General features: G+C 69.5%; 23 protein-coding genes and 1 other RNA gene. 13 read left to right on the top strand and 11 right to left on the bottom strand.

Features of this window, described 5'->3' with window-relative positions:
• Positions 1-56 precede the first annotated feature (56 nt).
• Positions 57-1490, top strand: coding sequence for an aldehyde dehydrogenase family protein (locus R1Z03_RS06295; protein WP_317357823.1), 1434 nt, complete (start codon positions 57-59; stop codon positions 1488-1490).
• Positions 1491-1567: 77 nt separating this feature from the next.
• Here the strand turns inward: R1Z03_RS06295 and R1Z03_RS06290 are convergent, their stop codons facing one another.
• Positions 1568-2467, bottom strand: a complete 900-nt coding sequence (locus tag R1Z03_RS06290) for a ZIP family metal transporter (RefSeq protein ID WP_284412771.1) — start codon at positions 2465-2467, stop codon at positions 1568-1570.
• Positions 2468-2555: 88 nt separating this feature from the next.
• The gene (locus R1Z03_RS06285) at positions 2556-3188 is read right to left on the bottom strand and encodes a superoxide dismutase (protein WP_284400868.1); all 633 of its coding nucleotides are present in this window, start codon (positions 3186-3188) and stop codon (positions 2556-2558) included.
• A 343-nt stretch (positions 3189-3531) separates the two neighbouring features.
• Here R1Z03_RS06285 and R1Z03_RS06280 point away from each other — a divergent pair, with 343 nt between their 5' ends.
• From R1Z03_RS06280 to R1Z03_RS06245, 8 genes are all read left to right on the top strand, one after another.
• On the top strand, positions 3532-6630 hold the full coding sequence (locus R1Z03_RS06280) for a LodA/GoxA family CTQ-dependent oxidase (protein ID WP_317357819.1): 3099 nt from the start codon (positions 3532-3534) through the stop codon (positions 6628-6630).
• Between the two features lie 4 nt (positions 6631-6634).
• On the top strand, positions 6635-7939 hold the full coding sequence (locus tag R1Z03_RS06275) for an FAD-dependent monooxygenase (protein ID WP_317357816.1): 1305 nt from the start codon (positions 6635-6637) through the stop codon (positions 7937-7939).
• 46 nt (positions 7940-7985) lie between these two features.
• Positions 7986-8756 (top strand): SDR family oxidoreductase, encoded by a 771-nt coding sequence (locus tag R1Z03_RS06270; RefSeq protein ID WP_317357814.1) that lies wholly within the window; start codon positions 7986-7988, stop codon positions 8754-8756.
• 73 nt (positions 8757-8829) lie between these two features.
• On the top strand, positions 8830-9969 hold the full coding sequence (moaA, locus tag R1Z03_RS06265; protein ID WP_317357811.1) for a GTP 3',8-cyclase MoaA: 1140 nt from the start codon (positions 8830-8832) through the stop codon (positions 9967-9969).
• Positions 9970-9972: 3 nt separating this feature from the next.
• Entirely contained in the window at positions 9973-10650 is a 678-nt protein-coding gene (mobA, locus tag R1Z03_RS06260; protein ID WP_317357809.1) for a molybdenum cofactor guanylyltransferase MobA, read from the top strand.
• Entirely contained in the window at positions 10647-11195 is a 549-nt protein-coding gene (locus R1Z03_RS06255; RefSeq protein WP_317357807.1) for a GNAT family N-acetyltransferase, read from the top strand. The genes mobA and R1Z03_RS06255 overlap by 4 nt, the downstream gene beginning before the upstream one ends.
• Positions 11192-12556 carry a molybdopterin molybdotransferase MoeA gene (locus R1Z03_RS06250; protein WP_317357805.1) on the top strand — a complete coding sequence of 455 codons (1365 nt, stop codon included), beginning with the start codon at positions 11192-11194 and terminating at the stop codon, positions 12554-12556. The genes R1Z03_RS06255 and R1Z03_RS06250 overlap by 4 nt, the downstream gene beginning before the upstream one ends.
• A gap of 139 nt (positions 12557-12695) precedes the next feature.
• Positions 12696-13028 carry a thioredoxin family protein gene (locus R1Z03_RS06245; protein WP_284428527.1) on the top strand — a complete coding sequence of 111 codons (333 nt, stop codon included), beginning with the start codon at positions 12696-12698 and terminating at the stop codon, positions 13026-13028.
• A 39-nt stretch (positions 13029-13067) separates the two neighbouring features.
• Here R1Z03_RS06245 and rnhA read toward each other — a convergent pair whose 3' ends face one another.
• Positions 13068-13517, bottom strand: coding sequence for a ribonuclease HI (gene rnhA / locus R1Z03_RS06240; protein ID WP_284400891.1), 450 nt, complete (start codon positions 13515-13517; stop codon positions 13068-13070).
• Between the two features lie 5 nt (positions 13518-13522).
• Complete coding sequence (locus R1Z03_RS06235; RefSeq protein ID WP_284403833.1) at positions 13523-14377, bottom strand: class I SAM-dependent methyltransferase; 855 nt, start codon at positions 14375-14377, stop codon at positions 13523-13525.
• Here R1Z03_RS06235 and gloB point away from each other — a divergent pair.
• Complete coding sequence (gene gloB / locus R1Z03_RS06230; RefSeq protein ID WP_284400939.1) at positions 14376-15152, top strand: hydroxyacylglutathione hydrolase; 777 nt, start codon at positions 14376-14378, stop codon at positions 15150-15152. The genes R1Z03_RS06235 and gloB overlap by 2 nt on opposite strands.
• A complete protein-coding gene (locus tag R1Z03_RS06225) occupies positions 15149-16681 on the top strand; it encodes a transglycosylase SLT domain-containing protein (protein ID WP_317357799.1) in 1533 nt (510 codons plus the stop codon). The genes gloB and R1Z03_RS06225 overlap by 4 nt, the downstream gene beginning before the upstream one ends.
• Positions 16682-16765: 84 nt before the next feature.
• Here R1Z03_RS06225 and R1Z03_RS06220 read toward each other — a convergent pair whose 3' ends face one another.
• From R1Z03_RS06220 to dnaX, 6 genes are all read right to left on the bottom strand, one after another.
• Entirely contained in the window at positions 16766-16918 is a 153-nt protein-coding gene (locus R1Z03_RS06220) for a DUF3096 domain-containing protein (protein ID WP_272547845.1), read from the bottom strand.
• Between the two features lie 175 nt (positions 16919-17093).
• Positions 17094-18146: an ABC transporter substrate-binding protein gene (locus R1Z03_RS06215; RefSeq protein WP_317357794.1), complete on the bottom strand. Its 1053-nt coding sequence runs from the start codon at positions 18144-18146 to the stop codon at positions 17094-17096.
• Between the two features lie 167 nt (positions 18147-18313).
• Entirely contained in the window at positions 18314-18718 is a 405-nt protein-coding gene (locus R1Z03_RS06210; RefSeq protein ID WP_317357791.1) for an MAPEG family protein, read from the bottom strand.
• A 65-nt stretch (positions 18719-18783) separates the two neighbouring features.
• Positions 18784-19374 (bottom strand): recombination mediator RecR, encoded by a 591-nt coding sequence (gene recR, locus R1Z03_RS06205; RefSeq protein WP_284400952.1) that lies wholly within the window; start codon positions 19372-19374, stop codon positions 18784-18786.
• An 83-nt stretch (positions 19375-19457) separates the two neighbouring features.
• On the bottom strand, positions 19458-19790 hold the full coding sequence (locus R1Z03_RS06200) for a YbaB/EbfC family nucleoid-associated protein (RefSeq protein ID WP_272568985.1): 333 nt from the start codon (positions 19788-19790) through the stop codon (positions 19458-19460).
• Between the two features lie 90 nt (positions 19791-19880).
• Positions 19881-21896, bottom strand: coding sequence for a DNA polymerase III subunit gamma/tau (gene dnaX, locus R1Z03_RS06195; RefSeq protein WP_317357786.1), 2016 nt, complete (start codon positions 21894-21896; stop codon positions 19881-19883).
• A 164-nt stretch (positions 21897-22060) separates the two neighbouring features.
• Between dnaX and ffs the strand changes: the two genes are divergently transcribed.
• Both ffs and R1Z03_RS06185 read left to right on the top strand, forming a co-directional pair.
• Positions 22061-22157: signal recognition particle sRNA small type (gene ffs / locus R1Z03_RS06190), an RNA gene on the top strand.
• A gap of 289 nt (positions 22158-22446) precedes the next feature.
• Complete coding sequence (locus R1Z03_RS06185) at positions 22447-23664, top strand: GGDEF domain-containing protein (RefSeq protein ID WP_284403821.1); 1218 nt, start codon at positions 22447-22449, stop codon at positions 23662-23664.
• Here the strand turns inward: R1Z03_RS06185 and R1Z03_RS06180 are convergent, their stop codons facing one another.
• On the bottom strand, positions 23665-25032 hold the full coding sequence (locus R1Z03_RS06180; RefSeq protein WP_317357782.1) for a TIGR03862 family flavoprotein: 1368 nt from the start codon (positions 25030-25032) through the stop codon (positions 23665-23667). It lies immediately after the preceding gene.
• Between the last annotated feature and the right edge of the window lie 40 nt (positions 25033-25072).

Raw genomic sequence — 25072 nt, 5'->3', positions numbered from 1 at the left:
GCCAGCGTGCGGGCTTCGCGGGCGCCGCCCGGGCCCTGCTGGCGCACAATCCGCCCATGCAGCTCCACTACATCGCCAACGCGCCCGTGGCCTCGTCCTCCGGCCGCACCATCGCCGTGATCGACCCCTCCGACGGCCAGCCCTTCGACGAGATCCAGCGCGGCACCGAGGAGGACATCGACGCGGCGGTCCACGCGGCGCGACAGTGCCACGAGGCCGTGTGGCGCAAGCTGGCGCCGGCCGAGCGGGGCCGCCTGCTGATGCGGCTGTCGGTGCTGGTGTCCGAGCATGCCGAGGAACTGGCCGCCATCGAGCAGCGCGACTGCGGCAAGCCCACCAAGCAGGCCCGGGCCGATGCGCAGGCGCTGGCGCGCTACTTCGAGTTCTATGCCGGCGCCTGCGACAAGCTGCACGGCGAGACCCTCCCCTACCTGGACGGCTACAGCGTGCTCACCTGGCGCGAGCCGCACGGCGTGACCGGGCACATCGTGCCGTGGAACTACCCGATGCAGATCTTCGGGCGCTGCGTGGGCGGCGCGCTGGCGGCGGGCAACGTGTGCGTGGTCAAGCCGGCCGAGGACGCCTGCCTTTCGCTGCTGCGCGTGGCACAGCTGGCCGCGCAGGCGGGCTTTCCGGCGGGGGCCATCAACATCGTCACCGGCTACGGCCACGAGGCGGGCGACGCGCTGGCCCGCCACCCGGGCATCGACCACATCAGCTTCACCGGCAGCCCGCGCATCGGCACGCTGATCCAGCAGGCGGCGGCGGAGCGGCACTGCCCCGTCACGCTGGAGCTGGGCGGCAAGAGCCCGCAGGTGATCTTCGCCGACGCCGACCTGGATGCGGCGGTGCCGGTGGTCATCAACGCCATCGTGCAGAACGCCGGGCAGACCTGCTCGGCCGGCTCGCGCGTGCTGATCGACTCGCTCATCTACGAGCCGCTGCTGGAGCGCCTGGGCCGCGCCTTCGAGGCCCTGCGCGTGGGCCCCGCGGCGATGGACCTGGACGTGGGTCCGCTCATCCGCCAGAGCCAGCAGCAGCGCGTGTGGGACTTCCTCTCCGATGCCCAGGTGGCCGGCATCCCGCTGGTGGCGCAGGGCACGGTGGTGGACGAGGCGCCCGAGACGGGCTTCTACCAGGCCCCCACGCTGCTGCGCGACGTGCCGGTGGACCACCGCCTGGCGCAGGAAGAGGTGTTCGGCCCGGTGCTCTCGGCCATGGCCTTCGAGGACGAGGACCACGCGGTGGAGCTGGCCAACGCCACGCGCTTCGGCCTGGTGGCGGGTGTGTGGACGCGCGACGGCGCGCGCCAGTTCCGCATGGCGCGGCGCATCGCCAGCGGCCAGGTCTTCATCAACAACTACGGCGCGGGCGGCGGGGTGGAACTGCCCTTCGGTGGCGTGAAATCGAGCGGCCACGGGCGCGAAAAGGGCTTCGAGGCGCTGTACGGATTCACCACCCTCAAGACGGTGGCGATCCGCCACGGGTAGCGATTGCTATTAAATATATAGCATCATGCCCTAGTGGATATTGTGCTGGAGGCCTTTTTGGCCTCCAGCCCCCTGGATCAGCCCAGCGCGGTGTCCAGGATCATCATGATCACGAAGCCGATCATCAGCCCGCCCGTAGCCCAGGCTTCGTGTCCCTTGCGGTGCGACTCGGGAATGATCTCGTGGCTGATGACGAACAGCATCGCCCCGGCCGCAAAGCCCAGGCCCCACGGCAGCAGGTGAGAGGAAAAGCCGATGACCGTGGCGCCCAGCACCGCGCCCAGCGGCTCCACCAGGCCTGACGCCATGCCCAGCGCCACGGCCAGCCAGCGCTTGTAGCCGGCGGCCAGGAGGGCCACGGCCACCACCAGGCCCTCGGGCACGTCCTGGATGGCGATGCCGGCCGTGAGCGTGCCGGCGCGCAGCGCGTCGGCCCCGCCGTAGGCCACGCCGATGGCCAGGCCCTCGGGCAGGTTGTGCAGCGCGATCGCGAAGACGAACAGCCAGGTGCGCCGCAGCGTGCGAGGCGACGGGCCGCCCTCCACGCCCTTGATGAAATGCTCGTGCGGCAGCAGCCGCTCCATGACCAGCAACGCGAGTCCGCCCAGCAGGATGGAGGTGCCGATGATGCCGCCCGCGCCCCAGGCCCCCGCGCCCGCCGACTGGGCCGCGGCAATGCCGGGAATGATGAGCGAGAACGAGCAGGCGGCCAGCATCACCCCGGCGCCGAAGCCGAACAGCGTGTCCTGCACCCGCTCGGACAGCCGCTGCGAGAACACCACCGGCAGCGTGCCCAGCGCGGTCGCCAGGGCCGCCACCAGCCCCCCGTGCCAGGCCTGCTCCACGCGCGGGTTGTCGGCCAGGAATTGGAAGAACTGCCGGCCCAGCACCAGGACGCCGGCCAGCACGATGGCCACCCCCATCCATCTGCGCATGCGCCAGCCGGTGCGTCCGGTGAGTGTGTCGTCAGCGTTCATGTGCAAGGCCCTGGTCGGAGGGTGGATCGATGGATCGAAAACGGGGAGCGCCGTCAGAACGAAGAATCGCTGCGGCCCTCGCCTGGCGTCAACCGCGGGCCTTCGCGTAGCGGCGGGCCACTTCGGCCCAGTCCACGACGTTATAGAACGCGGCGATGTATTCCGGGCGGCGGTTTTGGTACTTCAGGTAGTAGGCGTGCTCCCACACGTCCAGGCCCAGGATGGGCGTGTTGCCCGACAGCAGGCCTGCCATGAGCGGGCTGTCCTGGTTGCCGCTGCTCTCCACCGCGAGCTGGCCGCCGGGCGTGACGGACAGCCAGGCCCAGCCGCTGCCGAAGCGCGTGAGCGCGGCCTTGGTGAAGGCCTCCTTGAAGGCGTCGAACCCGCCCAACTCCGCATCGATGGCCTGCGCCAGCGCGCCGGAGGGCTGCCCGCCGCCGCCCTGGCCCGCTGGCGCCATCACGGTCCAGAACAGGCTGTGGTTGGCATGCCCGCCACCGTTGTTGCGCACAGGCGCCTGCAGCTTCTCGGGCAGCGTCTGCACCTGGGCCACCAGCGCCTCGATGGACAGGTCGGCCTGCGGCGTGCCTTCCAGCGCGGCATTCAGGTTGTTGACGTAGGTCTGGTGGTGCTTGGTGTGGTGGATTTCCATGGTCTGCGCATCGATGTGGGGTTCGAGCGCGTCGTAGGCATAGGGCAGAGCGGGAAGCGTATGGGGCATGGTTTTCACTTTCTAAAAAGGGAGCGGAAACGGGTGACCGGGCGACCGGGGAACGGTCTTTGGACGGTGGTCTTCACAGAAAACCCCGTTTTTGGAAATGATAATTATTTTCATTCACCACGATGATGGCACGGTTTTGCGCAGGGTTTTGTGGGATTTGCGCCTGCATACACGCGCCGCGCCGTGGCGACGCTCTTTTTCCACCGGGTGGAAACCCTGAATATTCCCCCTGCCGTTCCCCCGCAGAATGTTCGGGTCCCAAAGCGCACGGCGTTCACGCTGGCCTTTTCGGGAGGGAGCGTTACATCGTCCAGGACGATCCATAAAACAAAGGAGGGTTGCGATGAAAAGCACGTCAGTTCCACCCGCGCCGTCGGCCGCCACCAGCACCTGCGCCGGCACACCCATCACCTTGCCCCCGACCTTGCCGCCCAGCCCCTGCTGCTGCGACAGCGATCCGGTGGCCGGGCTCCAACAGCTGTTCGTGGACTATTTCCAGGGCAAGGGCATGGCGGCGGGCCGCGACCCGGCCACGCGGCCTGTGTTCCTGCGCCTGCACGGCGTGGCGCATGGCCAGTTCACCATCGATCCGAACCTGTCGCCCGAGTTGCGGGTCGGCGTGTTCGGACAGGCGCCGCAGTACCCGGTGTGGGTGCGCTTCTCGGCCGACGTGCAGCCCGGCAACCCCGACCTCAAGGGCACCACGGGCATCGCGATCAAGCTGTTCGGGGTGCAGGGGCGCAAGCTGCTGGAGCCCGATCAGGACGCAACCACGCACGACTTCATCCTGCAGAACCACGACGTGTTCTTCACCGACACCGCGCGGGACATGTGCGAGTTCACCTGCGAATCGCTGCACGGCCGGGGCGATGCCTACCTGAAGGCGCACCCCGTCACCGCGCAGATCCTGAACGACATGGAAAAGACGGTGGACTCCGTGCTGGCCACCGACTACTGGAGCGTGCTGCCCTCCTGCTTCGGCCAGGGCCGCTTCGTCAAATACAAGATCGAGCCGGTGCAGGCGCCGCCGGCCGACGCGCCGCCGGACTTCGACGACCCGTTCTACCTGCGGGCCGACCTGCATGCCCGCCTGCGCAAAGGCCCGGCGCGTTTTCGCTTCCTGGTGCAGTTCCAGACCAACGACCATGACATGCCGCTCGACGCCGCCACGGTGCGCTGGAGCGAGCAGGCCAGCGTGCCGATCGAGGTCGGCATCCTGGAGCTGCCCCAGCAGGACCTGGACGCCCGGGGCCAGTCGGGCTACGGCGAAAACCTGGCCTACAACCCCTGGCATGCCCTGCCCGAGCACATGCCCATGGGCAGCATCGCCGAGGCGCGCAAGGCCGTGTACCGGGCCTCGTCCGAAAACCGCCGCAACGTGAACGGCGTGCCGCTGGGCGAGCCCGTGGTGCCCCGTCCGGCGCAGTACGCGCCCGGCGTGGACTACCCCGCCGCGAAGGACACGCACATCGTGCGCGCCGCCATCCACCCGGCCATCGGCATCGCCCGGGTGGGCAACAGCGAGACAGCGTTCTATCTGGGCCCTCAGGTGGTGAACCCGCCGCCGCAGCCCCAGGGCTTTTACCGCGATGCCACCGGCGCGCTCAAGCGCGAGGCCGCGCAGTTCCGCATCTACGGCTACAACGCCGCGGGCGACGTGGTGCGCGAGCTGACCGCCGACTGGGCCGACATCGAATGGTCCGTGCACGTCGCCAACAGCAAGGCGGCCTGGTACCAGTGGCAGATCGCGCTCGACATTCCGGAGGCGGCCAAAACCCAGCTGCCGCTGCGCAATGCCAAGAACGCCGCGCGCGACACGCTGGTCATCGACGCGGGCGTGCAGCGCATCGCGGGCCGCAACGCGGCGCCGGTGCCCTGCACCGGGCAGTTCACCGGCGTGCCGGTCAAGATCGGCGAGCTGCAGACCGACGCCAGCGGCCGGCTGGTGTTCCTGCCCGGCCACGGCGTCTCGGCCTCGCCCACGGGCAGCCCGATCTTCAATCCGGCCGACGGCGACTCGTTCATCAACGCCGACGGCTGGTACGACGACACCTGCGACGGCCCGGTCTCGGCCACGGTGCGCATCGAGGGCCAGGAGATTCCTGTGGAATCCGCCTGGGTGGTGACCGCCCCGCCCAACTACGCACCGCAGGTCAAGACCCAGCGCACGCTGTACGACCTGCTGCAGGACCTGTACGTGCAGGCCGGCTGGCTGCCCGCGCCGGCCACGATCTCGTTCGCCGACGACGTGTACCCCATCCTGCAGCGCCTGTCGGGCCTGCAATGGGTGAACCAGGGCTTCGCCACCCTGTTCGGCCACCAGGGGCAGTACGACTTCGAGAACCCCGCGCTGATCGAGCGGCTCTCCGCCCTGCCCCCCGCAGGCGGCTATGACCCCAACGCCGAACTGCGCCGGCAGGTGTTCAACAGCTTCCGCCCCCCCAGCCCACCGGACGGCAACCAGATGCCCTGGCCCTGGCTGTACGGCGATGCGATGACGGTGCCCGCAGGCCAGAGCCCGCGCCAGAACGCCAGCATCAGCCAGACGCAGAGCAATGTGCTGGCGCGCTGGGTGCAGGGCGACTTCGTCTCCGACTGGGATGCCGGCCGCCAGCTGCTGGCCAGCATCGACGCGGTGCCGCTCGCGCAGCAGCCCGCCACGCTGGACCGGGCGGCGCTGGAGTTCTGCCTGGCCGACGCCTTCCACCCCGGCTGCGAAATGACCTGGCCCATGCGCCATCTGACGCTGTACAGCCGCCCGTTCCGCATCCGCCAGCGTCCGGCGGGCACGGCCGAGCCCAGCTATGGGCCCACGCTCGACCAGGCCACCGCGCTGTCGGCCCAGGGGCCGCTGTATGCCCAGGGGCCCGGCGACATCAACCGCTGGATGGGCCTGCCCTGGCAGGCCGACACGGCCTACTGCCGGGCGGGGTACGACACCGCCTACGACCCCTTCGCGCCCACCTTCTGGCCGGCCCGCGTGCCCAACCACGTGCTGACGGCCGAGGACTACGCCATCGTCGTGGACCCGCAGCAGCCCATGGCCCGGCGCATCGAAGCGTTCTCCAACCGCACCAGCTGGAACAAGCCGCTGCACGGCACCACGGCCGGGCAGATGGAAGAAATGGTGCGCATCTTCGGATCGATGGGGCTCGTGGAAGTGCGCCCGGGCGTGCCGGACGATCCGGCCTTCCCGGCGCAGATGATGGTGGCGTCGTACGGCCCCGATGTCTCGGCCGGCGACGCCGCCAGCCTCAGCGACGCCGCGCTGGCCGCGCAGACCCGCCTGCTGGGCGCCGCCGCCGTCGAAAGCGACGCGGCCGATGCCACCGCCCCCATCCACCCGAAGGCGCGCCCGCTGCCGCACGGCGCCAATTTCGGCTCGCACGCCGAAGCCCGGAACGCGCCGCTGCCGGTGCGCCGCCGGCCGCCGGGCGGCTGAGCGCGTGCCCCGCCTGGAAACCGCGCAGGCGTTCGACGTGGCCATCGCTGGCGGTGGCCCTGCCGGCGCGGCCTGTGCCATTCCCCTGGCCCGCGCCGGCCTGCGCGTGCTGCTGGCCGACGGCGGCGGCGATCGGGCCTTTCGCATCGGCGAGGGCCTGCCGCCACCCGTGCGCAGCCTGCTGGGGGAGCTTGGCGTACTCGACCGCGTGCTGGCGGACGGCCACCGCCCCAGCTACGGCACCCTCGCCTATTGGGGCGGACTGGCCGGCCACGCCAACGACACCCTGCGCCAGCTGCATGGCAATGGCTTGCAGCTGGACCGCGTGCGCTTCGACGCCACGCTGCGGGCCGCCGCCAGCGAGGCGGGCTGCACGGTCGCGCTTTCCACCCACCTGCAGTGCGACGATGCGCAAGGCGCCGACCCCGCCGGCAGCAACGGCACCGCCTCGGCGGACCCGCAGGAGGCATCCGGCCCGTTGCACCGGCTGCAGCTGCGCCGCGCGGGCGAATCCCTGTCGCACGTGACGGCGCACTGGCTGATCGACGCCAGCGGCCGCATGGCCACCCAAGCCTGCCGGCTGGGCGCGCGCCGCCGCCACTACGACCGGCTGCTGGCCTTCTACCAGCGCCTGCGCACCGACAGCCGCACCGACCTGGACGGCCGCACCTGGGTCGAGGCGGTCGAATACGGATGGTGGTACAGCGTGCTGCTGCCCAGTGGCGAGCGCGTGGTGGCCTTCCTGGGCGATGCCGACCTGCTGGACCGCCGCACCCTGCTGAACGACGATGGCCTGTGGCAGCACCTGCAGCACACCACCCACCTGGGCGCGCTGTGCGCCGAGCACGGCTATCGCCCCCACGGCGCGGTGCAGGGCGCCGATGCCTGCAGCGCCGAACTTGACTGCGCGGCCGGCGAGGGCTGGCTGGCGGTGGGCGACGCCGCCCTCGCCTTCGACCCGCTGTCGTCCAAGGGCATCGGCAACGCGCTCTATACCGGCATGCGCGCGGCACAGGCGGTGCTGGCGCACGGGGCGGGCGACCTGCAGGCGCCGCAGCGCTATGCCGACCACCTGCGGGACATCCACCGGGTGTACCGCAAGCAGCTGCAGGGCTTCTACGCGATGGAAACGCGCTGGCCCGGTTCCGCCTTCTGGGCGCGCCGGCAGGCGGGCCACCCTGTCGCGCAGGGGGCAGTGCCGGGCACGCCGGGCGGCAAAGCGGTGGCTACACTGCCTTGGCCGCCCGCGCAGCCGACGGCCACCGGCCGCGAGAACCCATCCAACGGAATCCCGCCACCGCCCTGGTGAAAATTGCGCAGGCAGCTATCGAAAACATAGCGCCATCGGAGGCTTCATGCGCGTGCAAGGCAAATCCATCATCGTCACCGGCGCCGGCAACGGCATCGGCGAAGGCATCGCCAAGCGGCTCGCGGCCGAGGGCGGCCGGGTCATCGTCAACGACATCCAGGCCACCGGGGGCCAGCGCGTGGCGGCCGAGATCCGCGCGGCGGGCGGCACGGCGGACTTCTTCGCCGCCGACGTCACCCGCTCTGCGGACATGAAAGCCCTGGTGGACGAGGCCGTGCGCCTGCATGGCCGGCTCGACGTGGTCGTGAACAACGCCGGCTGGACGCACCGCAACCGCCCCATGCTGGAGGTGAGCGAGGAAGAGTTCGACAAGGTGTATGCCATCAACGTCAAAAGCCTCTACCTCTCGGCCATTCACGCCGTGCCGGCCATGCGCGCCAACCTGGGCACGGCGGGCGGCAGCTTCATCAACATCGCCTCCACCGCCGGCCTGCGGCCCCGCCCGGGCCTCACCTGGTACAACGGGTCGAAGGGCGCGGTCATCACCACCAGCAAGTCGATGGCGGCCGAACTGGGCCCCGACAACATCCGCGTGAACTGCATCAACCCCGTGTTCAACCCCGATACGGGCCTGGCCGCCGAGTTCGCCGGCGGGCCGGTGGACGACGCGCGCCGCGCCCAATTTCTCGCCTCGATTCCACTGGGGCGTTTTTCCACCGCGCTCGACGTGGCCAACGCGGCGCTGTACCTGGCCAGCGACGAAGCGGCCTTCGTGAGCGGCGTGTGCATCGAAGTGGATGGCGCCCGCTGCGTCTGATCGCTGCCGGCCGACAGCGGCGCGGCCCATTGCGCCGATAACCCTACCGCACCCCATGCGGCAAAATCGGCCCATGGCTGAACGTGTCATCCCCCTGGTGGACCAGCGCATCGCTGCGCTGCGCCCCGCCGTGCCGCAGGGCCTGTCCGGGATTCCATCGGGATGGCTGACCGACACGCTCGGTCGCCCGCTGCGGGACCTGCGCATCAGCGTGACCGACCGCTGCAACTTCCGCTGCGCGTACTGCATGCCCAAAGAGGTGTTTGACAAGGACTACCCCTATCTGCCGCACAGCGCGCTGCTCAGCTTCGAGGAAATCACCCGCCTGGCCCGCAGCTTCGTCGACCACGGCGTGCGCAAGATCCGGCTCACGGGCGGCGAGCCGCTGCTGCGCAAGCACCTCGAAAACCTCGTCGGCATGCTGGCGCAGCTGCGCATGCCGGACGGCACGGCGCCCGACCTCACGTTGACCACCAACGGCTCGCTGCTCGCGCGCAAGGCCCAGGCGCTCAAGGACGCCGGGCTGAACCGCCTCACGGTGAGCCTGGACAGTCTGCAGGACGCGGTGTTCCGGCACATGAACGATGTGGACTTTCCGGTGGCCGAGGTGCTGGCCGGCATCGACGCGGCACAGGCCGCGGGGTTCGCGCGCATCAAGGTCAACATGGTGGTCAAGCGCGGCACCAACGACCACGAGATCGTGCCCATGGCGCGGCACTTTCGCGGAACGGGCGTGACGCTGCGCTTCATCGAATACATGGACGTGGGCGCCACCAACGGCTGGCGAATGGACGAGGTGCTGCCATCCGCCGACGTGATCGCGCGGCTGCAGGCCCACCTGCCCCTGGTGCCCCTGCCCGAACAGGCCCCCGGGGAAACCGCGCGCCGCTGGGGCTACGCCGATGCCACCGGGCGCCACGACCCGGCGCTGGGCGAGGTGGGCGTGATCGGCAGCGTCACGCAAGCGTTTTGCGGCGACTGCAACCGCGCCCGCCTGTCGATGGAAGGCAGTCTCTACCTGTGCCTGTTCGCCACCCAGGGCTGGGACCTGCGCAGCCTGCTGCGCGGCGGTGCCACCGATGCCGACATCGCCGCCGCCATCGCCGGCATCTGGAACGGCCGCAGCGACCGCTATTCGGAGCTGCGCAGCAGCCTGCCTGCGGACACCGGCCAGGGCGCGCGGCGGGTGGAAATGAGCTACATCGGCGGCTGACGCATGGATGACGCCACCCGCATCACCGGGCTGGTGCTGGCCGGCGGCCAGGGCACGCGCATGGGCGGGCAGGACAAGGGACTGCAGCCCTTCCAGGGCGTTCCGCTGGCGCTGCATGCGCTGCAGCGGCTGCAGTCCCAGGTCGGCCCGCGGCTGGTCAGCGCCAACCGCCACCTTGACCGCTACGCCACCTTCGGCGTCCCGGTCGTGACCGATGCCGAGGCCGGCCACGCCGGGCCCCTGGCGGGATTTCTGGCCGGCCTGTCGCGCTGCGAAACCCCGTGGCTGCTCACCGTGCCCTGCGACACGCCGCTGTTTCCGCCCGATCTGGCCCGGCGCCTGATGGCGGCGGCCTGGGCCATGGACACGGCGGGCGGGCCTGTGGATCTGGCCATCGCCGCCGCGCCGCAATCCGATGGGCTGGCCGCCGATGCCCCCCACGCGGGCGAACCGGGCGCCGCGCCCCTGCGCACGCAGCCGGTGTTCTGCCTCCTGCGGGCCTCGCTGCGGGAGTCGCTCGCGCAATTCATGGTGGGCGGCGGCCGCAAGATCGGCGCCTGGATCGCCCAGCACCCGTGCGCCGTGGCCGCCTTCGACCAGCCCGGTGACGACCCGCTCGGCTTTTGCAACGCCAACACCCTGGCCGAACTGCACGCGCTCGAACGCGCGCTCGCCCCATGACCCCTGACCCCTTCCGGATCGACGTGCTCGGCACCGCGCACCTGCATGCCTACAAGGCCCTGCGCGACGAGGCGCTGCGCTGCGCGCCCGAGGCCTTCACCTCCGACCACGCCAGCGCGGTGCTGCGCCCGGCCCAGTCGTATGCCGAGCGCTTCGGCGCGCCCGCCACGGGCACCTTTTTCCTCGGGGCGTTCGCCGCGGACGGCCAGTTGCTTGGCAGCATCGGCTGCGAGCGCGAGGCCCGCCTGCAGCAGCGCCACTGCGCCAGCGTGGTGGGCATGATGGTGGCGCCGCGCGCGCAGCGCGGCGGCGTCGGGCGCGCGCTGGTGCACGCCTGCGTGCAGCTCGCCGAACAGGTGGCCGGGCTGGAACAGCTGGTGCTGACCGTCACCGCCGCCAACACCCACGTCGTGCGCCTGTACGAGCGCGCGGGCTTTCGCGCCTGGGGCCTGCTGCCGCGCGCGGTGGTCATCCAGGGCATCGGGCACGACAAGCTGCACATGGTGCGGTGGCTGCCGGCCTCCCCTCTTTTTTCTGCCGCATGAAGACCCTTGCACAGATCGCCGCCGGCCTGCCCGGCTACGACGCCCACGCCCTGGGTGCCGAGGCCGTCACCGCCTTCCTCGAACAACTGGTGCAGCCGGTGGCCGGCACCGAAACCGTGGCGCTGTCCGCGGCGCTCGACCGGGTGCTGGCCTGCGACCTCGTCTCGCCCATCAGCGTACCGCCGCACGACAACTCGGCCATGGACGGCTATGCATTCGACGGTTCGGCATTGCGCGCCGGCCAGCCGCTGTCGCTGCGGGTGGCCGGCACCGCCCTGGCCGGCCGGCCCTGGACGGGCCATGCCGCACCCGGGGAATGCGTTCGCATCATGACCGGCGCCGTCATGCCGCCAGGGCTGGACACGGTGGTGCCGCAAGAGCTGGCCACCGTGCAGGGCGGCACCGTGCACCTCGCGGCCGACGCGGTGCGGCCCGGCGACCACCGGCGCCGCGCGGGCGAAGACCTGGTGCAGGGCGGCGTGGCGCTGGCCCGTGGCGAGCGGCTCACCCCCGCCGCGCTCGGCCTGGTGGCCAGCCTGGGCCTGCCCACCGTCACCGTGTTGCGCCGCCTGCGCGTGGCGTGCTTTTCGACCGGCGACGAGTTGCTGGCCCCGGGCGACGCCCCGCGCGAGGGCGCCGTGTACGACAGCAACCGCTACGCAATCATCGGCCTGCTGGCCCGTCTGGGCGTGGAGCCGATCGACCTGGGCGTGGTGCCCGATTCGCCCGCGCAACTCGAAGCCGCGCTGCGCCAGGCAGGGCAGCAGGCGGATGCCGTCATCACCAGCGGGGGCGTGAGCGAAGGCGATGCGGACCACCTGCGCTCCACGGTGCAACGGCTGGGCGACGTGGCGTTCTGGCAGGTCGCCATGCGGCCCGGCCGGCCGATGGCGGTGGGGCGGCTGCACGGCGAGCACGCTTCGGGAGCAGATGCCGAAATGGCCTCCAGAGCAATCAATACTAGGGCATTTAGCTATGAAAATAATAGCAAATTAGTTTCAACCAGCGGGACCCTCTGGTTCGGCCTGCCCGGCAATCCCGTCGCCGTGATGGTGGCCTTCCTGGCGTTCGTGCGGCCTGCGCTGCTGCGCGCCATGGGCTGCACCCGCGCGGCCCCGCCGCTGCTGCGTGCGGTCAGCACCGAGCCCCTGCGCAAGAAGGCCGGCCGCACCGAATACCAGCGCGGCATCGTCAGCACCGCGCCGGATGGATCGCTGCAGGTGCGCACCACCGGCCACCAGGGCTCGGGGGTGCTCCATTCGATGGTGCAGGCCAACGGCCTCATCGTGCTGCACCCGCCCCGGGGGCCGGTGGCCGCAGGAGAGACCGTGGACGTGATGATGTTCGATGGCGCGCTGTGAACCGCCTGCCAGTCCGGTCCCACAGCCTGGCGGCGCATGCGCCGGACGCGGTGCCTGCGGGCACAGGCCTATGCTGAAAGACAGATTCCCCCGCCAACCCAGGCCCTGCCCACAACCACATGACAAGGACCCCATCGCCATGACCTATTGCGCCCGCCACCTCGAACAGCCCCCCGCCCGCGAAGACGTGGACCGCCTGGCCGGTGCCACGGTGCTGGAGTTCGGAACGCCCTGGTGCGGCCACTGCCAGGGGGCGCAGCCGCTCATCCAGGCCGCGCTGGAGGGCCGGGACGATGTGGCCCACGTCAAGGTCGAGGACGGACCCGGCCAGCGACTGGGCCGCAGCTTCGGCGTGAAGCTCTGGCCGACCCTCGTCTTCCTGCGCGACGGCAAGGAGGTGGACCGCGTGGTGCGGCCCCAGGGACCGGAGCCGCTGCAGGCGGGCCTGCAGGCGATCGCGCCCGGGGCCTGACGGACGCAGGCTTTTCAGACGCGGGCCTCGACGGCGGCCTCAGCCGCGCCCGAGCGCCTTGTCCACCCCTTTGTTGGCCAGGGCATCGGCACGCTCGTTGCCCGGGTCGCCCGCATGGCCCTTCACCCAGCGCCAGTCGATCACGTGGCCGCCCTGGGCCACCAGATCGTCCAGCCGCTTCCACAGCTCCACGTTCTTGACCGGCTGGCCAGCGGCCGTGCGCCAGCCCTTTTTCTTCCAGCCCTGGATCCATTCGGTGATGCCCTTGCGCACGTACTGGCTGTCCAGGAACAGCGTCACCTCGCACGGCCGCTTGAGCGCGCCCAGGGCCTCGATCACCGCGAGCAGCTCCATGCGGTTGTTCGTCGTGCCCAGCTCCCCCCCGAACAATTCCTTTTCCAGCGCGCCCGAACGCAGCACCACCCCCCAGCCGCCAGGGCCCGGATTGCCTTTGCAAGCCCCGTCGGTATAGATCACAACCTGATTCAAAAACGTTACTCCCGTCCATCCACATGAAAGGCCGGCCCGCCATCGCGGACCGTGCCGCGATTGGCCACCGGCACCGGCGCCGCAGCGCCCTTGGGCGCGCGGCGCCAGGGCGCGCCCAGCAGCCGCACGCCGTGCACGCGCTTGACCGCCACCACCACATAGGCGGCCCCGAGTATCGGCCACCAGCGGGCCCCCAGTCCGTCCATCCAGTCGAAACGCTCCAGCCAGGGCGCGCTGCGCACCGCCGGCCGGTAGCAGCCGAAGCTGACCGACTCGACCTCGAAATTGAGCAGCCGCAGCCAGTCGCGCAGCCGCCAGTGGCCGATGAACTCGCCCACGTCGGGCAGGTACAGCCGCCCGCCCGCACCCAGGCGCTGGTAAAGCCGCGCCCGGCGCTGGCGCAGGCCCCACAGGCTCACGGGGTTCAGGCCGCTGATGACCACCCGCCCCTCGGGCACCAGCACGCGCTGCACCTCGCGCAGCGCGGCATGGGGGTCGATGCTGAGTTCCAGCGCATGCGGCAGCAGCACCAGATCGAGGCTGTTCTCCGAGAAAGGCAGGGCCACCGGATCGGCCAGCAGGGCGGGCTCGCCCGGTTCTCCGCCCCCCAGGGCCCCGGCCGCGTGCCAGCCGGCCGCCTCGTCGGTCCACAGCAGGGTTTCTTCGGCGCCCAACGCCAGCCAGCGGTGAGGCATGCGGTTGGCGCGCAGGCCCTGCAAACCCGGCATTCCGAGCTGCAGGGCGTGGTAGCCGAAGATGTCGGCCACCAGCTCGTCATAGCGTTCCTGCTCCCACGCCAGCAGGTATCGGCCGGGGGAAGAGTCGAACCAGTGGTGCAAACCTATAATTTCATCGCTCATGAACTTGCTGCCGCTGCCCGCCTTTACCGACAACTACATCTGGATGCTGCACGACGCGCAGGCTGCGGTCGTGGTCGATCCGGGAGAAGCGGGCCCGGTGTTGCAGGCATTGCAAACCCTGGACCTGCCATTGCAGGCGATTCTAGTCACGCACCACCACGCCGATCATGTCGGCGGCGTGCCGGCGCTGCGCGAGGCCACTGGCGCCCGCGTCTTCGGACCCGCGCACGAAACCGTGCCCGAGCCCATCGCCCGCCTGGTGCAGGGCGACACGGCCGAGGTGCTGGGCCTGCGCTTTCAGGTCTTCGACGTGCCCGGCCACACGGCGGGGCACATCGCCTATTACGCCCCCGATGTGAACGGCGCCCCCGTGCTGTTCTGCGGGGACACCCTCTTTTCCGGCGGCTGCGGCCGGCTGTTCGAAGGCACGCCCGCGCAGATGCAGGCGTCGCTCGACACCCTGGCCGCGCTGCCAGGCGACACCCGTGTGTGCTGCGCACACGAGTACACGCTGTCCAACCTGAAGTTCGCCCGGGCGGTGGAGCCCGGCAACGGGGCGTTGCGGCAGTACACCCGCGACTGCGAGGCGCTGCGGCAGCAGGGCCGGCCCACGCTGCCCTCGCGCCTGGCCACCGAGCGCGACATCAACCCTTTCCTGCGCACGCGGCAACCCACGGTGGCCCAGGCCGCCCGGGCCTTCGATGCGCAGGTCGATCCCCAAGATGCAGTGGCCGTTCTCGCGGCGCTGCGCCAATGGAAAAACGAGTTTCAATGAAAATTTTGCACATCCTGGGCCTGGCAAGCGTGGTCTGGCTCACCGGCTGCGCCACGCAAGGCACCCCGCCCGGAAGCGCCGCGAACAAGGACGGTTCTTCGCCGGCCACCACCGACAGCTCGTCTTCGTCCTCCCACACGCCCCTGATCCCCTCCGGGCCGCTGCAGCCGATCTCGGCCGTGCAGGCCAGCAACGGCGAGGTGGCATCGCTCTACGCGCCCTCCGACCTGTGGGACCGCATCCGCCGCGGTTTCGCCATGCCCGACCTGGACCAGGACCTCGTGCGAGACCGCGAGCAGTGGTATGCCACGCGCCCCGACTACATGCAGCGCATGACCGAGCGCTCGAGCAAATACCTGTTCCACATCGTCGAAGAACTCGAGCTGCGGGGCATGCCCACCGAACTGGCCCTGCTGCCCTACATCGAGAGCGCCTTCAATCCGCAGGCCGTCTCCAGCGCCAAGGCCGCCGGCATGTGGCAGTTCATGCCGGCCACCGGCAGCGACTACCAGCTCAAGCAGAACGCCTTCCGCGATGACCGCCGCGACGTGCTGGCCTCCACGCGCGCCGCACTCGATTACCTGCAGCGCCTGTATGGCATGTTCGGCGACTGGCACCTGGCATTGGCCGCCTACAACTGGGGCGAAGGCAGCGTGAGCCGGGCCATCGCCCGCAACCAGAAGCTGGGCCTGGGCACCAGCTACACCGAACTCACCATGCCGGCCGAAACCCGCATGTACGTGCCCAAGCTGCAGGCGGTGAAGAACATCGTCGCCAACCCGCAGGCGTTTCGCACCGAACTGCCGCTGATCGAAAACCACCCCTACTTCCAGACGGTGGACATCACGCACGACATCGATGTCTCGCTGGTGGCCAGCCTGGCCGGCGTGCGCGAAGAGGACTTCCGCGCACTCAACCCCTCGCTGCACCGCCCCGTGATCCTGGCCGCGGGCATGCCGCAGATCCTGCTGCCCTGGGACAACGCCAAGGTGTTCCTCAAGAACCTGGAAGCCCACCGCGAAGGCCAGTACGCCAGCTGGACGGTGTGGAGCGTGCCCACCACCATGACGGTGGCAACCGCTGCCCAACGCGTCGGCATGAGCGAGAACGACCTGCGCAACGTGAACCGCATTCCGCCGCGCATGATGATCAAGGCGGGCTCGGCCCTGATGGTGCCCCGTGCCACCACCACGCGCCAGGACGTGTCCAGCCAGGTGGCAGACAACGGGCAGGTGGCTTTCACGCCGGAAATCGTCACGCGCCGCACCACGGTGCGCGCCGGCAAGCGCGACTCGGTCGCCAGCATTGCCAACCGCTACAAGGTGAGCGCCGCCAACGTGGCCGAATGGAACGACGTCAAGGCCAACGCCGCCTTCAAGGCCGGCCAGCAGGTCGTGATGTACCTGCCGGTGAAGCTGGCCGCCACCTCGTCCGCGCGCCCGGCGATCAAGCAGACCTCCACGCGAGGCGCCAAGGCCCCTGCGGCCCCCACCCGCAAGGGTGGAACGCCCTCGCGCAAGAAGCGCTGAGCGGCAGCCGGGCCGAATCAAGGCATCGCCCCAGAGAGGCTGGCCGTCCAACGCTTGCGCGGGGCGGCCCGGCAAGCATGCGCTTCAGAGGCGCAGGTTGTGCATGCCGACCAGGCCCAGCACGCCCATCACGATGAGGTACAGGGCCACGATGTAGTTGAGCAGGCGGGGCATGACCAGGATCAGGATGCCTGCGATCAGGGAAACGAGGGGGCCGATACTGAGGTTCAGCGACATGGAAAGATCCTTGTTGGAGTGATGGAATGAAGGAGCGCAACCGTTGCGTTGCAGCGCCGCGGTGAGACCGACGCCGGCGCGCCCTCGACTCTATCGCCACGCCCTTGCCGCCGTGTGTCGGACAGTTCAGCCAAAATGCCGGCCGGCGCAAGCAGGCACCGCAGAGACCTGCCCCTCAGGCATTGAACTTCTGCTTGGCCTTGCGCGCGAATTCGTTCGTGAACGTGCGCCCCAGATCGATCTTGAGCGGCGCCAGTTCGGATCGCAGGCGGGCCACCACCCGCGCCGCGTTGGCCGGGCCGTCATCGGGCATGAGGCCGTCGGGCGAGAAGGTGTCCCGCACCTTGTGGAATGCCGCCAGATAAGCCCCCCGCTCGCCCAGCAGGTACCCGGACGGCACGGCACGCACCAGGTCGGCCGGGCTGGCTGTCTGCAGCCATTTGAGGGCATGGACCATGGCATTGGCCAGGGCCTGCGAGCGGGCCGGCTGCTTTTGCACAAACGACTGCGGCGCATAGAGGCTGGCGGCCGGCATGGTGCCGCCGAACAGCTCCTGTGACCCTTTGAGCGAGCGCGTGTCGCACAGCACCCGCACCTCGGCGCGCTGCTCCAGCGCGCTGACGATCGGATCGGCATGGCACAGCGCATGCACCCGCCCCTGTCGCAGCGCGGCCACCGCCCCCAGGGCGGAGCCCACACCGACAAAGGACACCTCGTCCAGCGGCGCGCCATCCCGCGACAGCATCAACTGCGCCACATGGTGGGTGGAAGACCCCAGGGCCGACACGCCCACGCGCATGCCCTTGAAGCGGCTCACGCTCTTGACGGGCCATGCCCGTGTCGATGCCGCCAGGGCCAGTTGCGGCGCCCGCCCCTGCAGCACGATGGCGCAGTAGCTGCGGCCCTGCAGTTGCTGACGCAGCACGTGGTCGTACGCGCCCGAGCACACATCGGCCTCGCCGTCCTGCAACGCCTGCAAGGCCAGGGCGCCGCCCTGGTAGTCCTGAACCACCACGTGCAGACCCTCGGCCCGGAAGAAGCCCAGCTCCTGAGCGATGGTCAGCGGCAGGTGGTACAGCAGCCCCGAGCCTCCAACCGCCACCCGCAGCGGACCGGTCCCAGCCTTGAACGGCGACGGCACCGCCAAGGCATCCGCGCCCGCCCAGGCCGCCATCGAGAGGGCGGACAACGTACCGAAGTGGCGGCGGCGGATGCGAGGAAAATCCATGGGGAAAAGCGAATTCAAGGAAATGCTGCAGTGCAGCAATCGTGCCACCTGCGCGCAGCCGCCCCGTCAGGGCAATCCCTGAGGGACAGGCACGGAAAGTCGGGTTAATGGATGGATGCCAGGGCGATCCAGGCGGTGGATTGCCGCGGTACCACCGCGGCGGCGCCTCAGCGGTAGCCGATGAAGAGAATGGCGATGTTGACCACCAGCGCCCCGAGCCACACGGCACTGCGGGCGGTGGGCAGGTCGGACACGTACATCATCACGTAGAAGACGCGTAGCATCACGAAGAGGAACGCCAGGATATCGAGCAGCGTCTGCCCGGCCCCCAGTTGGTGCGCGATCACCACCGCACCGATGAAGAACGGCAGCGCTTCGAAGGTGTTGGACTGTGCGGCCAGGGCACGGGCGCGCCAGTCGGTCTGCCGGGAGGCCCATCCACGCGGATCGCGGTTGTCCGACACCTGGAAGCTGCCGCGCTTGGCGATCAGGGCGCACCCCGTGGGCAGCAGCGCCATCAGCAGCACGCACCAGTAGGCGACGGTGAAATGCGCCAAATGCAGGGAATTCATGGTTCAAGCCTTTTCGTGCTCCAGCGCCATTGAACATTGCGCTGGCAGCTATCAATTTTATAGTGTCAGCGGCGATCGACCAGCGCATGCGCGATGGTGCCCAGGTCCACGTATTCCAGTTCGCTGCCCACCGGAACACCGCGGGCCAGCCGGGTGACGTGCAGCCCCCGGCTCTTGAGTGCCTCGCTGATGACATAGGCCGTGGCCTCGCCCTCGGCCGTGAAATTGGTGGCCAGAATCACCTCCTGCACCACGCCATCGGTGGCCCGCTCCATGAGCTTTTGCAGCCCGATGTCCTTCGGCCCCACTCCGTCCAGTGGCGACAGCCGCCCCATGAGTACGAAGTACAGCCCGCGAAACGCCGCCGTGCGCTCCAGCGCGGCCTGATCGGCCGGGGTTTCCACCACGGCCAGCCGGCTGGCATCGCGTTCCGGGTCCAGGCAGGTGTCGCACACCGCGGCTTCGGTGAAGGTGTGGCAGCGTTCGCAGTGGTGCACCGACACCGTCGCTTCATGGAGCGCCCGCGACAGCACCTCGGCGCCTTCGCGGTCGTGCTGCAGCAGATGGAAGGCCATGCGCTGTGCCGACTTCACGCCCACGCCCGGCAGGCGGCGCAGCGCCTGGACCAGGGCATCGAGGGAATTGGTGTCGGACATGCAAGGCGCCGTTCAAGAATCAAAGAGACATGCCCGCGAAAGGCAATGAAAGGGTGCGGCGCGCCCGGCGGCCGCCACCTGGATCAGAAAGGGAATTTCATCCCGGGAGGCAGCCCCGGCATGCCAGCAGTCAGCTTGCCCATCTTTTCCTGCGAGGTTTCTTCTGCCTTGCGCACCGCCGCATTGAAGGCGGCCGCCACCAGGTCTTCGAGCATGTCCTTGTCATCGGCCAGCAGGCTGGGGTCGATGGTCACGCGCTTGACGTCGTGCTTGCAGGTCATGAGCACCTTCACCAGGCCCGCGCCGGATTCGCCTTCCACTTCGATGTTGCCGAGTTCGTCCTGGGCCTTCTTCAGGTTGTCCTGCATGGCCTGGGCCTGCTTCATGAGGCCGGCGAGTTGTCCCTTGTTGAACATGTGAGTTTTCCTTTTCTGATGGGAATGAAGGGGAGGCTTGAATGGAATGAATGAATCAGCGAATCGTCTGGAGGATGGCAACGCCTGCCGTCATGCCGGCTTGATGCTGCCCGGCACGATCTTGGCGCCGAAGTCCCGCACCAGCGTCTGCACGTATGGGTCGTTGTGCACGATCTCCTCGGCCACGCGCTGGCGCTCTGCCGCGGCGGCCGCATTGCGCCGGGCCGGGCTGTCGATGACCACGCCCAGTTCGACGCTGATCTGGGTCGCATGGCCCGCGGCCTCCAGCGCCGCCCGCAGGCGCTCGCGCGCCACGGGCTGGTTGAGCGATTCGCGCTCCACGCGCAGCAGCCAGTGTCCGGCGTCACGTGCCACCAATTGGGACTGCAGGGCCAATTCCCGCACCAGCGCCGCAATGGCCTCGGCAGCCACGAGTTGCTGCACGGTGGCGTGCCAGACATCGCCCTCTTCCGTGGCCGTGTAGCGGGCGGATGCGGGAAGGGAGCCCGTCGGCGCGAGCGGCTGCAGGCGCGCGCCCGGCTCGGGAGCGGTGCGCACGGGGATCGCCATGTATTCGGGCGCCGACGCCACTGGTCGTTGCGCTGGCACAGGGGCTGGAGAGGCCGCGCGGCGGAAATCATCGGGCGAATGGACAGGTAGCCGCACCGGCGAGGCTGCCGGCTGGGGCTCGCCGGGAGGGGGTTGCACTGGCGTGCCGGCGTCTTCCCACGCGGGCGTGGAATCGGGCGCAGGCACCGGCAGGGCTGCGACGGATGGTTCCGGCTCAGCAACGGGGGCGCTGGTGGTCTGCGTGGGCATCAGCTCGGCAGGCACGGTCACTGCTGGCGCACCCGCATCGCGCGCCGGTTCGGCCGCGGGCCGCTGCCCTGGCGACGCATCGGCGGCCGCAGCCACCCGGGTCGCAGCCTGCGCGGGTGCCGGCTCAACCGGCGTCAGAGTTTTTTTTTCAGCCGAAGGGGCCGGGACTGCCGAGCCATCCGCCGGCTTGAAGGCCAGCAGCCGCAGCAGCGCCATGGTCAGCGCCGCGTATTCGTCCGGGGCCAGCCCCAGTTCGGCACGGCCGTGAAGGCAGATGCTGTAGAGCAATTGGGTTTCGTCCGCGGGCATCTGCGCGGCCAGACGGGCGATTTCCACGGCTTCTGGGTCGTTGGCATCCAGCGCCTGGGCCATGTTCGGCACGGCCTGCATGACGGCCATGCGCTGGAGCACCGCGCTCATCTCCTCCAGCGTGGAGGCGGCAGACAAGCCGTTCAGGCGCAGGACATCGGAGGTTTCCACCACCGTGCGGCCATCGCCCTGGGCCAGGGCTTCGATCAGGCGGAACACATACGACCGGTCCACGCTGCCCAGCATCTGGCGCACGCCCGCTTCCTGCAACTGGCCGCTGCCGAACGCGATGGCCTGGTCGGTGAGCGAAAGCGCATCGCGCATCGAGCCCCGCGCCGCACGCGACAGCAGGCGAAGCGCCTGGGGTTCGGCCTGCACGTTCTCCTGCGCCAGAACGCGCCCCAGGTGCTCGAGCACCGTCTCAGGCGCCATCGGGCGCAGGTTGAACTGCAGGCAGCGCGAGAGCACCGTGACCGGCACCTTCTGCGGATCGGTCGTGGCCAGCACGAACTTGAGGTATTCCGGCGGCTCTTCCAGCGTCTTCAGCATGGCGTTGAACGCCGTGTTGGTGAGCATGTGCACTTCGTCGATCATGAAGACCTTGAAGCGCCCCTGCACCGGCTTGTAGACCGCCTGCTCCAGCAGGCCCTGCACTTCGTCCACGCCGCGGTTGGAGGCGGCATCGAGCTCGGTGTAGTCCACGAAACGGCCGCTGTCGATGTCGGTGCAGGCCTGGCACACGCCGCAAGGGGTGGCCGTGATGCCGCCCTGCCCGTCCGGGCCCTGGCAATTGAGCGACTTGGCCAGAATGCGCGACACCGTGGTCTTGCCCACGCCGCGCGTGCCGGTGAAAAGATAGGCGTGGTGCAGCCGCTGCTGCGTGAGCGCATTGGACAGCGCCTGCACCACATGCTCCTGGCCCACCATCTCCGAGAAGGTCTTGGGACGGTATTTGCGGGCGAGCACGAGGTAAGACATGGGGGGATTCTATGTGGCCGGGCGCGCCCTCCCGGATCGCCGGGGTACCGATTCCACGCCGGGCCCCGGTGCGCCCCGCTGTCAGGCCACCATGGCCAACACCTGCACGGCGTGCAGGGTCGTCCCGGCCGGAACGGCCTGCTTTATCGCCTACAATCGGCGGTGACGGGCCTCCCCGCATGGTGAAGCAGCCAACCGGGTCAGGTGGGGAACCAAGCAGCCCTAACTGTAGAGTCAGTGCCGGGGGTAAGGCTCGTCAACTATCTTTCAGCCATCCCTGCCATGCCATCACGGCCCCTGGCGCAGGGCATGCGCCACCCCAGCGGTCCACGCACTTCAGGGCTCCCCCTTTCTGCAGGGTTTTCCCCTTCCAAAGCCTTCGTAGCATTCGCCACGGTCGATTCCGTGGCCGGCATTCGGACCGGTCCCGCTCTGGCAGCCATCACCCGCGCGTCTTTGTCTTTGCACGGCTCAAAAACCACGGCCAACCTATCAAAATATTCACATTTAGCAATTTCAAGTTACTATTTGTTTCTTTTGAGGAGCCCTTATGGCAGAAGGTCCAGCGCAAGGAACTGCCGCCCTGCGCGGCGCGGCGGGTGTGCCGTCCGCAGCCGAACCCGCGCGTGTTGCCAGTGCGAGCCCGTCAGCGATCGAAGAAGAGTCCACTCCCAAGCCACTGGACCAGTTCACGTTCGAAAAGATGCGGCGCGTCAACGGCTCCCTCCTTGCGTTCGGCTCCCTGGGCTGGCTGGCGGCTTGGTGGACGGCCGCGCCCACCTATCACTACGACAACATCCTGTTCGCCCTGCTGGCGATCGCCTTCTACTGCTGCATCATCGCATCGATGTTCGCCAGCACCCCCGGCAGGGTGGTGCTGGCCGCCCTGCCGGCCTGTGGCCTGCTGGCCCACGGGTTCTGGCTGCTGTCGGTGCCGAGTCCGGTCGGGGTCTACTTCTGCCTGGCCCTGGGGGTGGCCTTCACGCTGCTGATCGCCTTCATGTTCATCACGACATGGCAGTACCTGGCGTCCGTGGCCGTCATCTGGCTCGCGTTCGGGCATGGCGATTTCCAGCAGATGCGCTCCGCGCACGATCCGGTCTGGAGCATGCTGATCGTCACCCTGTCATCGCTGTGCGGGATGCTGCTGAACATGGCCCTCTTTCGCCTGCGGGAAGACAGCCACCGGCAGCAACTGGAATTGGAAACCCTGGCCTACCAGGATGCATTGACCGGCCTGGCCAACCGCCGCAGCCTGCTCAAGCACATGCAGTCGCTGCAGGACGCCGGGCACATCGAAGGCCTGTATTTCATGATGATCGACATCGATGACTTCAAATCGATCAACGACCAGTTCGGGCACGACCAGGGCGATGTGGTGTTGAAGGACGTCGCGTCGGCATTGAAGCGGCAGGCCGGCCGGCACCTGTGCGGCCGCCTGGGCGGCGAGGAGTTCGGCGTGGTGGTGGATGCCGCCACGTTGCCCGAGGCCTGTGAACTCGCCCAGGCGCTGGTCAACACCGTGAACACGTTGTACGCGGTGCCGGTGGACCACCCTGCCTTCCAGGGCCGCCGGCTGTCCATCAGCGCAGGCCTGACCCGCGGGGAGGCGGACTGCACCACCTCCGAACTGATCCGGCGCGCGGACCTGGGCCTTTACCGGGCCAAGCGCGAAGGCAAGAACCGTTTCTGCATGCACTTCGGCCCCGACGGCGAGGCGTCCCCGGCAGCGACGGCACAGCCTCAGCCCCAGCCTCAAAGCGCCTGATCAGGCCCGCTGCAGCCAGGCCTTCGCCCCTTCGGCAGCGGCCATGCCACTGGCCATGCAGGCCGTCATCAGGTAGCCGCCCGTGGGGGCCTCCCAGTCCAGCATTTCGCCCGCGCAGAAAACGCCGGGCAGGGCCGTCAGCATGAGACTGCCATCCATCGCCTCGAACGGCACCCCGCCCGCGGTGCTGATGGCTTCGTCCAGCGGTCGGGTCGCGCCCACGGTGATGGGCAGCGCCTTGATGGCCTGGGCCAGGGCGGCGGCATCGTTCATGCCCTCCTTGCCCAGTTGCTCGTACAGGATGCCCATCTTGATGCCGTCCAGCCCCAGGCGGCTCTTGAGGTGGCTGCTGAGGCTGCGGGCACCGCGCGGATGGCGCACTTCCTTGAGCACGCGCTCGGGCGTGTGGTCGGGCAGCAGATCCAGGGTGAACGTGGCATGGCCATGCGCCTCGATCTCGTCGCGCAGCAGGCTGGAGACCGCGTAGATCAGGCTGCCCTCCACGCCGGTGGCCGTGGCCACGAACTCGCCCCGGCGGCTGAACGTGCGCCCCTGGTGGTCGGAGAAATGCAGCGCGACCGATTTGAAGGGCTGTCCGGCAAAGCGCTCGGTGAAATGCGGCGTCCAGCCGGCCGGATCGGGTGCCCGCCCCATCAGCTCGCGCAGGAATTCCCGCCGCGTCTCGCCTGCCGGGGCGCCACCGGCACGCACCGTGTCGAAGCCGCAGTTGGCCGGGCGCAGCGGGGCCACGGGCACGCCCTTTTCGGCCAGCAGCGGCACCCACGCGCCGTCGGAGCCCAGCCGGGCCCAGCTGCCACCCCCCAGCGACAGCACCACGGCCCGGGCCTGCACCGGCACCAGGCCCGCAGGGCTGGTGAAACCCAGTGTCATGGCGGCCGCATCGCCGTCCTGCGCGGCGCCCGCGTCGCTCCAGCCCAGCCAGCGGTGGCGCATGTGGAACACCACCCCCTGCCCGCGCAAGCGGTGCAGCCAGGCGCGCAGCAGCGGCGCGGCCTTCATGTCGGAGGGGAACACCCGGCCCGAGGTGCCGACGAAGGTCTCCACCCCCAAGCCCTGCGCCCAAGCGCGCACCGCATCGGCGCCGAAGGCCTGCAGCAGGGGCTCGATGGCGGCGCGGCGCTCGCCGAAGCGGGCCGCGAACGGCTCGAACGCCTCGGAGTGCGTGAGGTTGAGCCCCCCCTTGCCCGCCAGCAGAAACTTGCGCCCCACGGAAGGCATGGCGTCGAACAAATGCACGGCCAGGCCGCCACGGGCCAGCACTTCGGCCGCCATCAGGCCGGCGGGGCCGCCGCCGATCACGGCGACATCACAGGCCAGCACGGGGGCGATCGATTCGGAAACAGTCATCTTCAACCTTTGCTTTGGAAACATCGGGGCGCGGCGCCGC

It is taken from the genome of Acidovorax sp. BLS4 (genome assembly GCF_032929295.1).
GTDB lineage: Bacteria > Pseudomonadota > Gammaproteobacteria > Burkholderiales > Burkholderiaceae_C > Paracidovorax.
The sequence above is the reverse complement of the archived record's forward strand: the minus strand, read 5'-3'. Positions and strand labels throughout refer to the sequence as shown.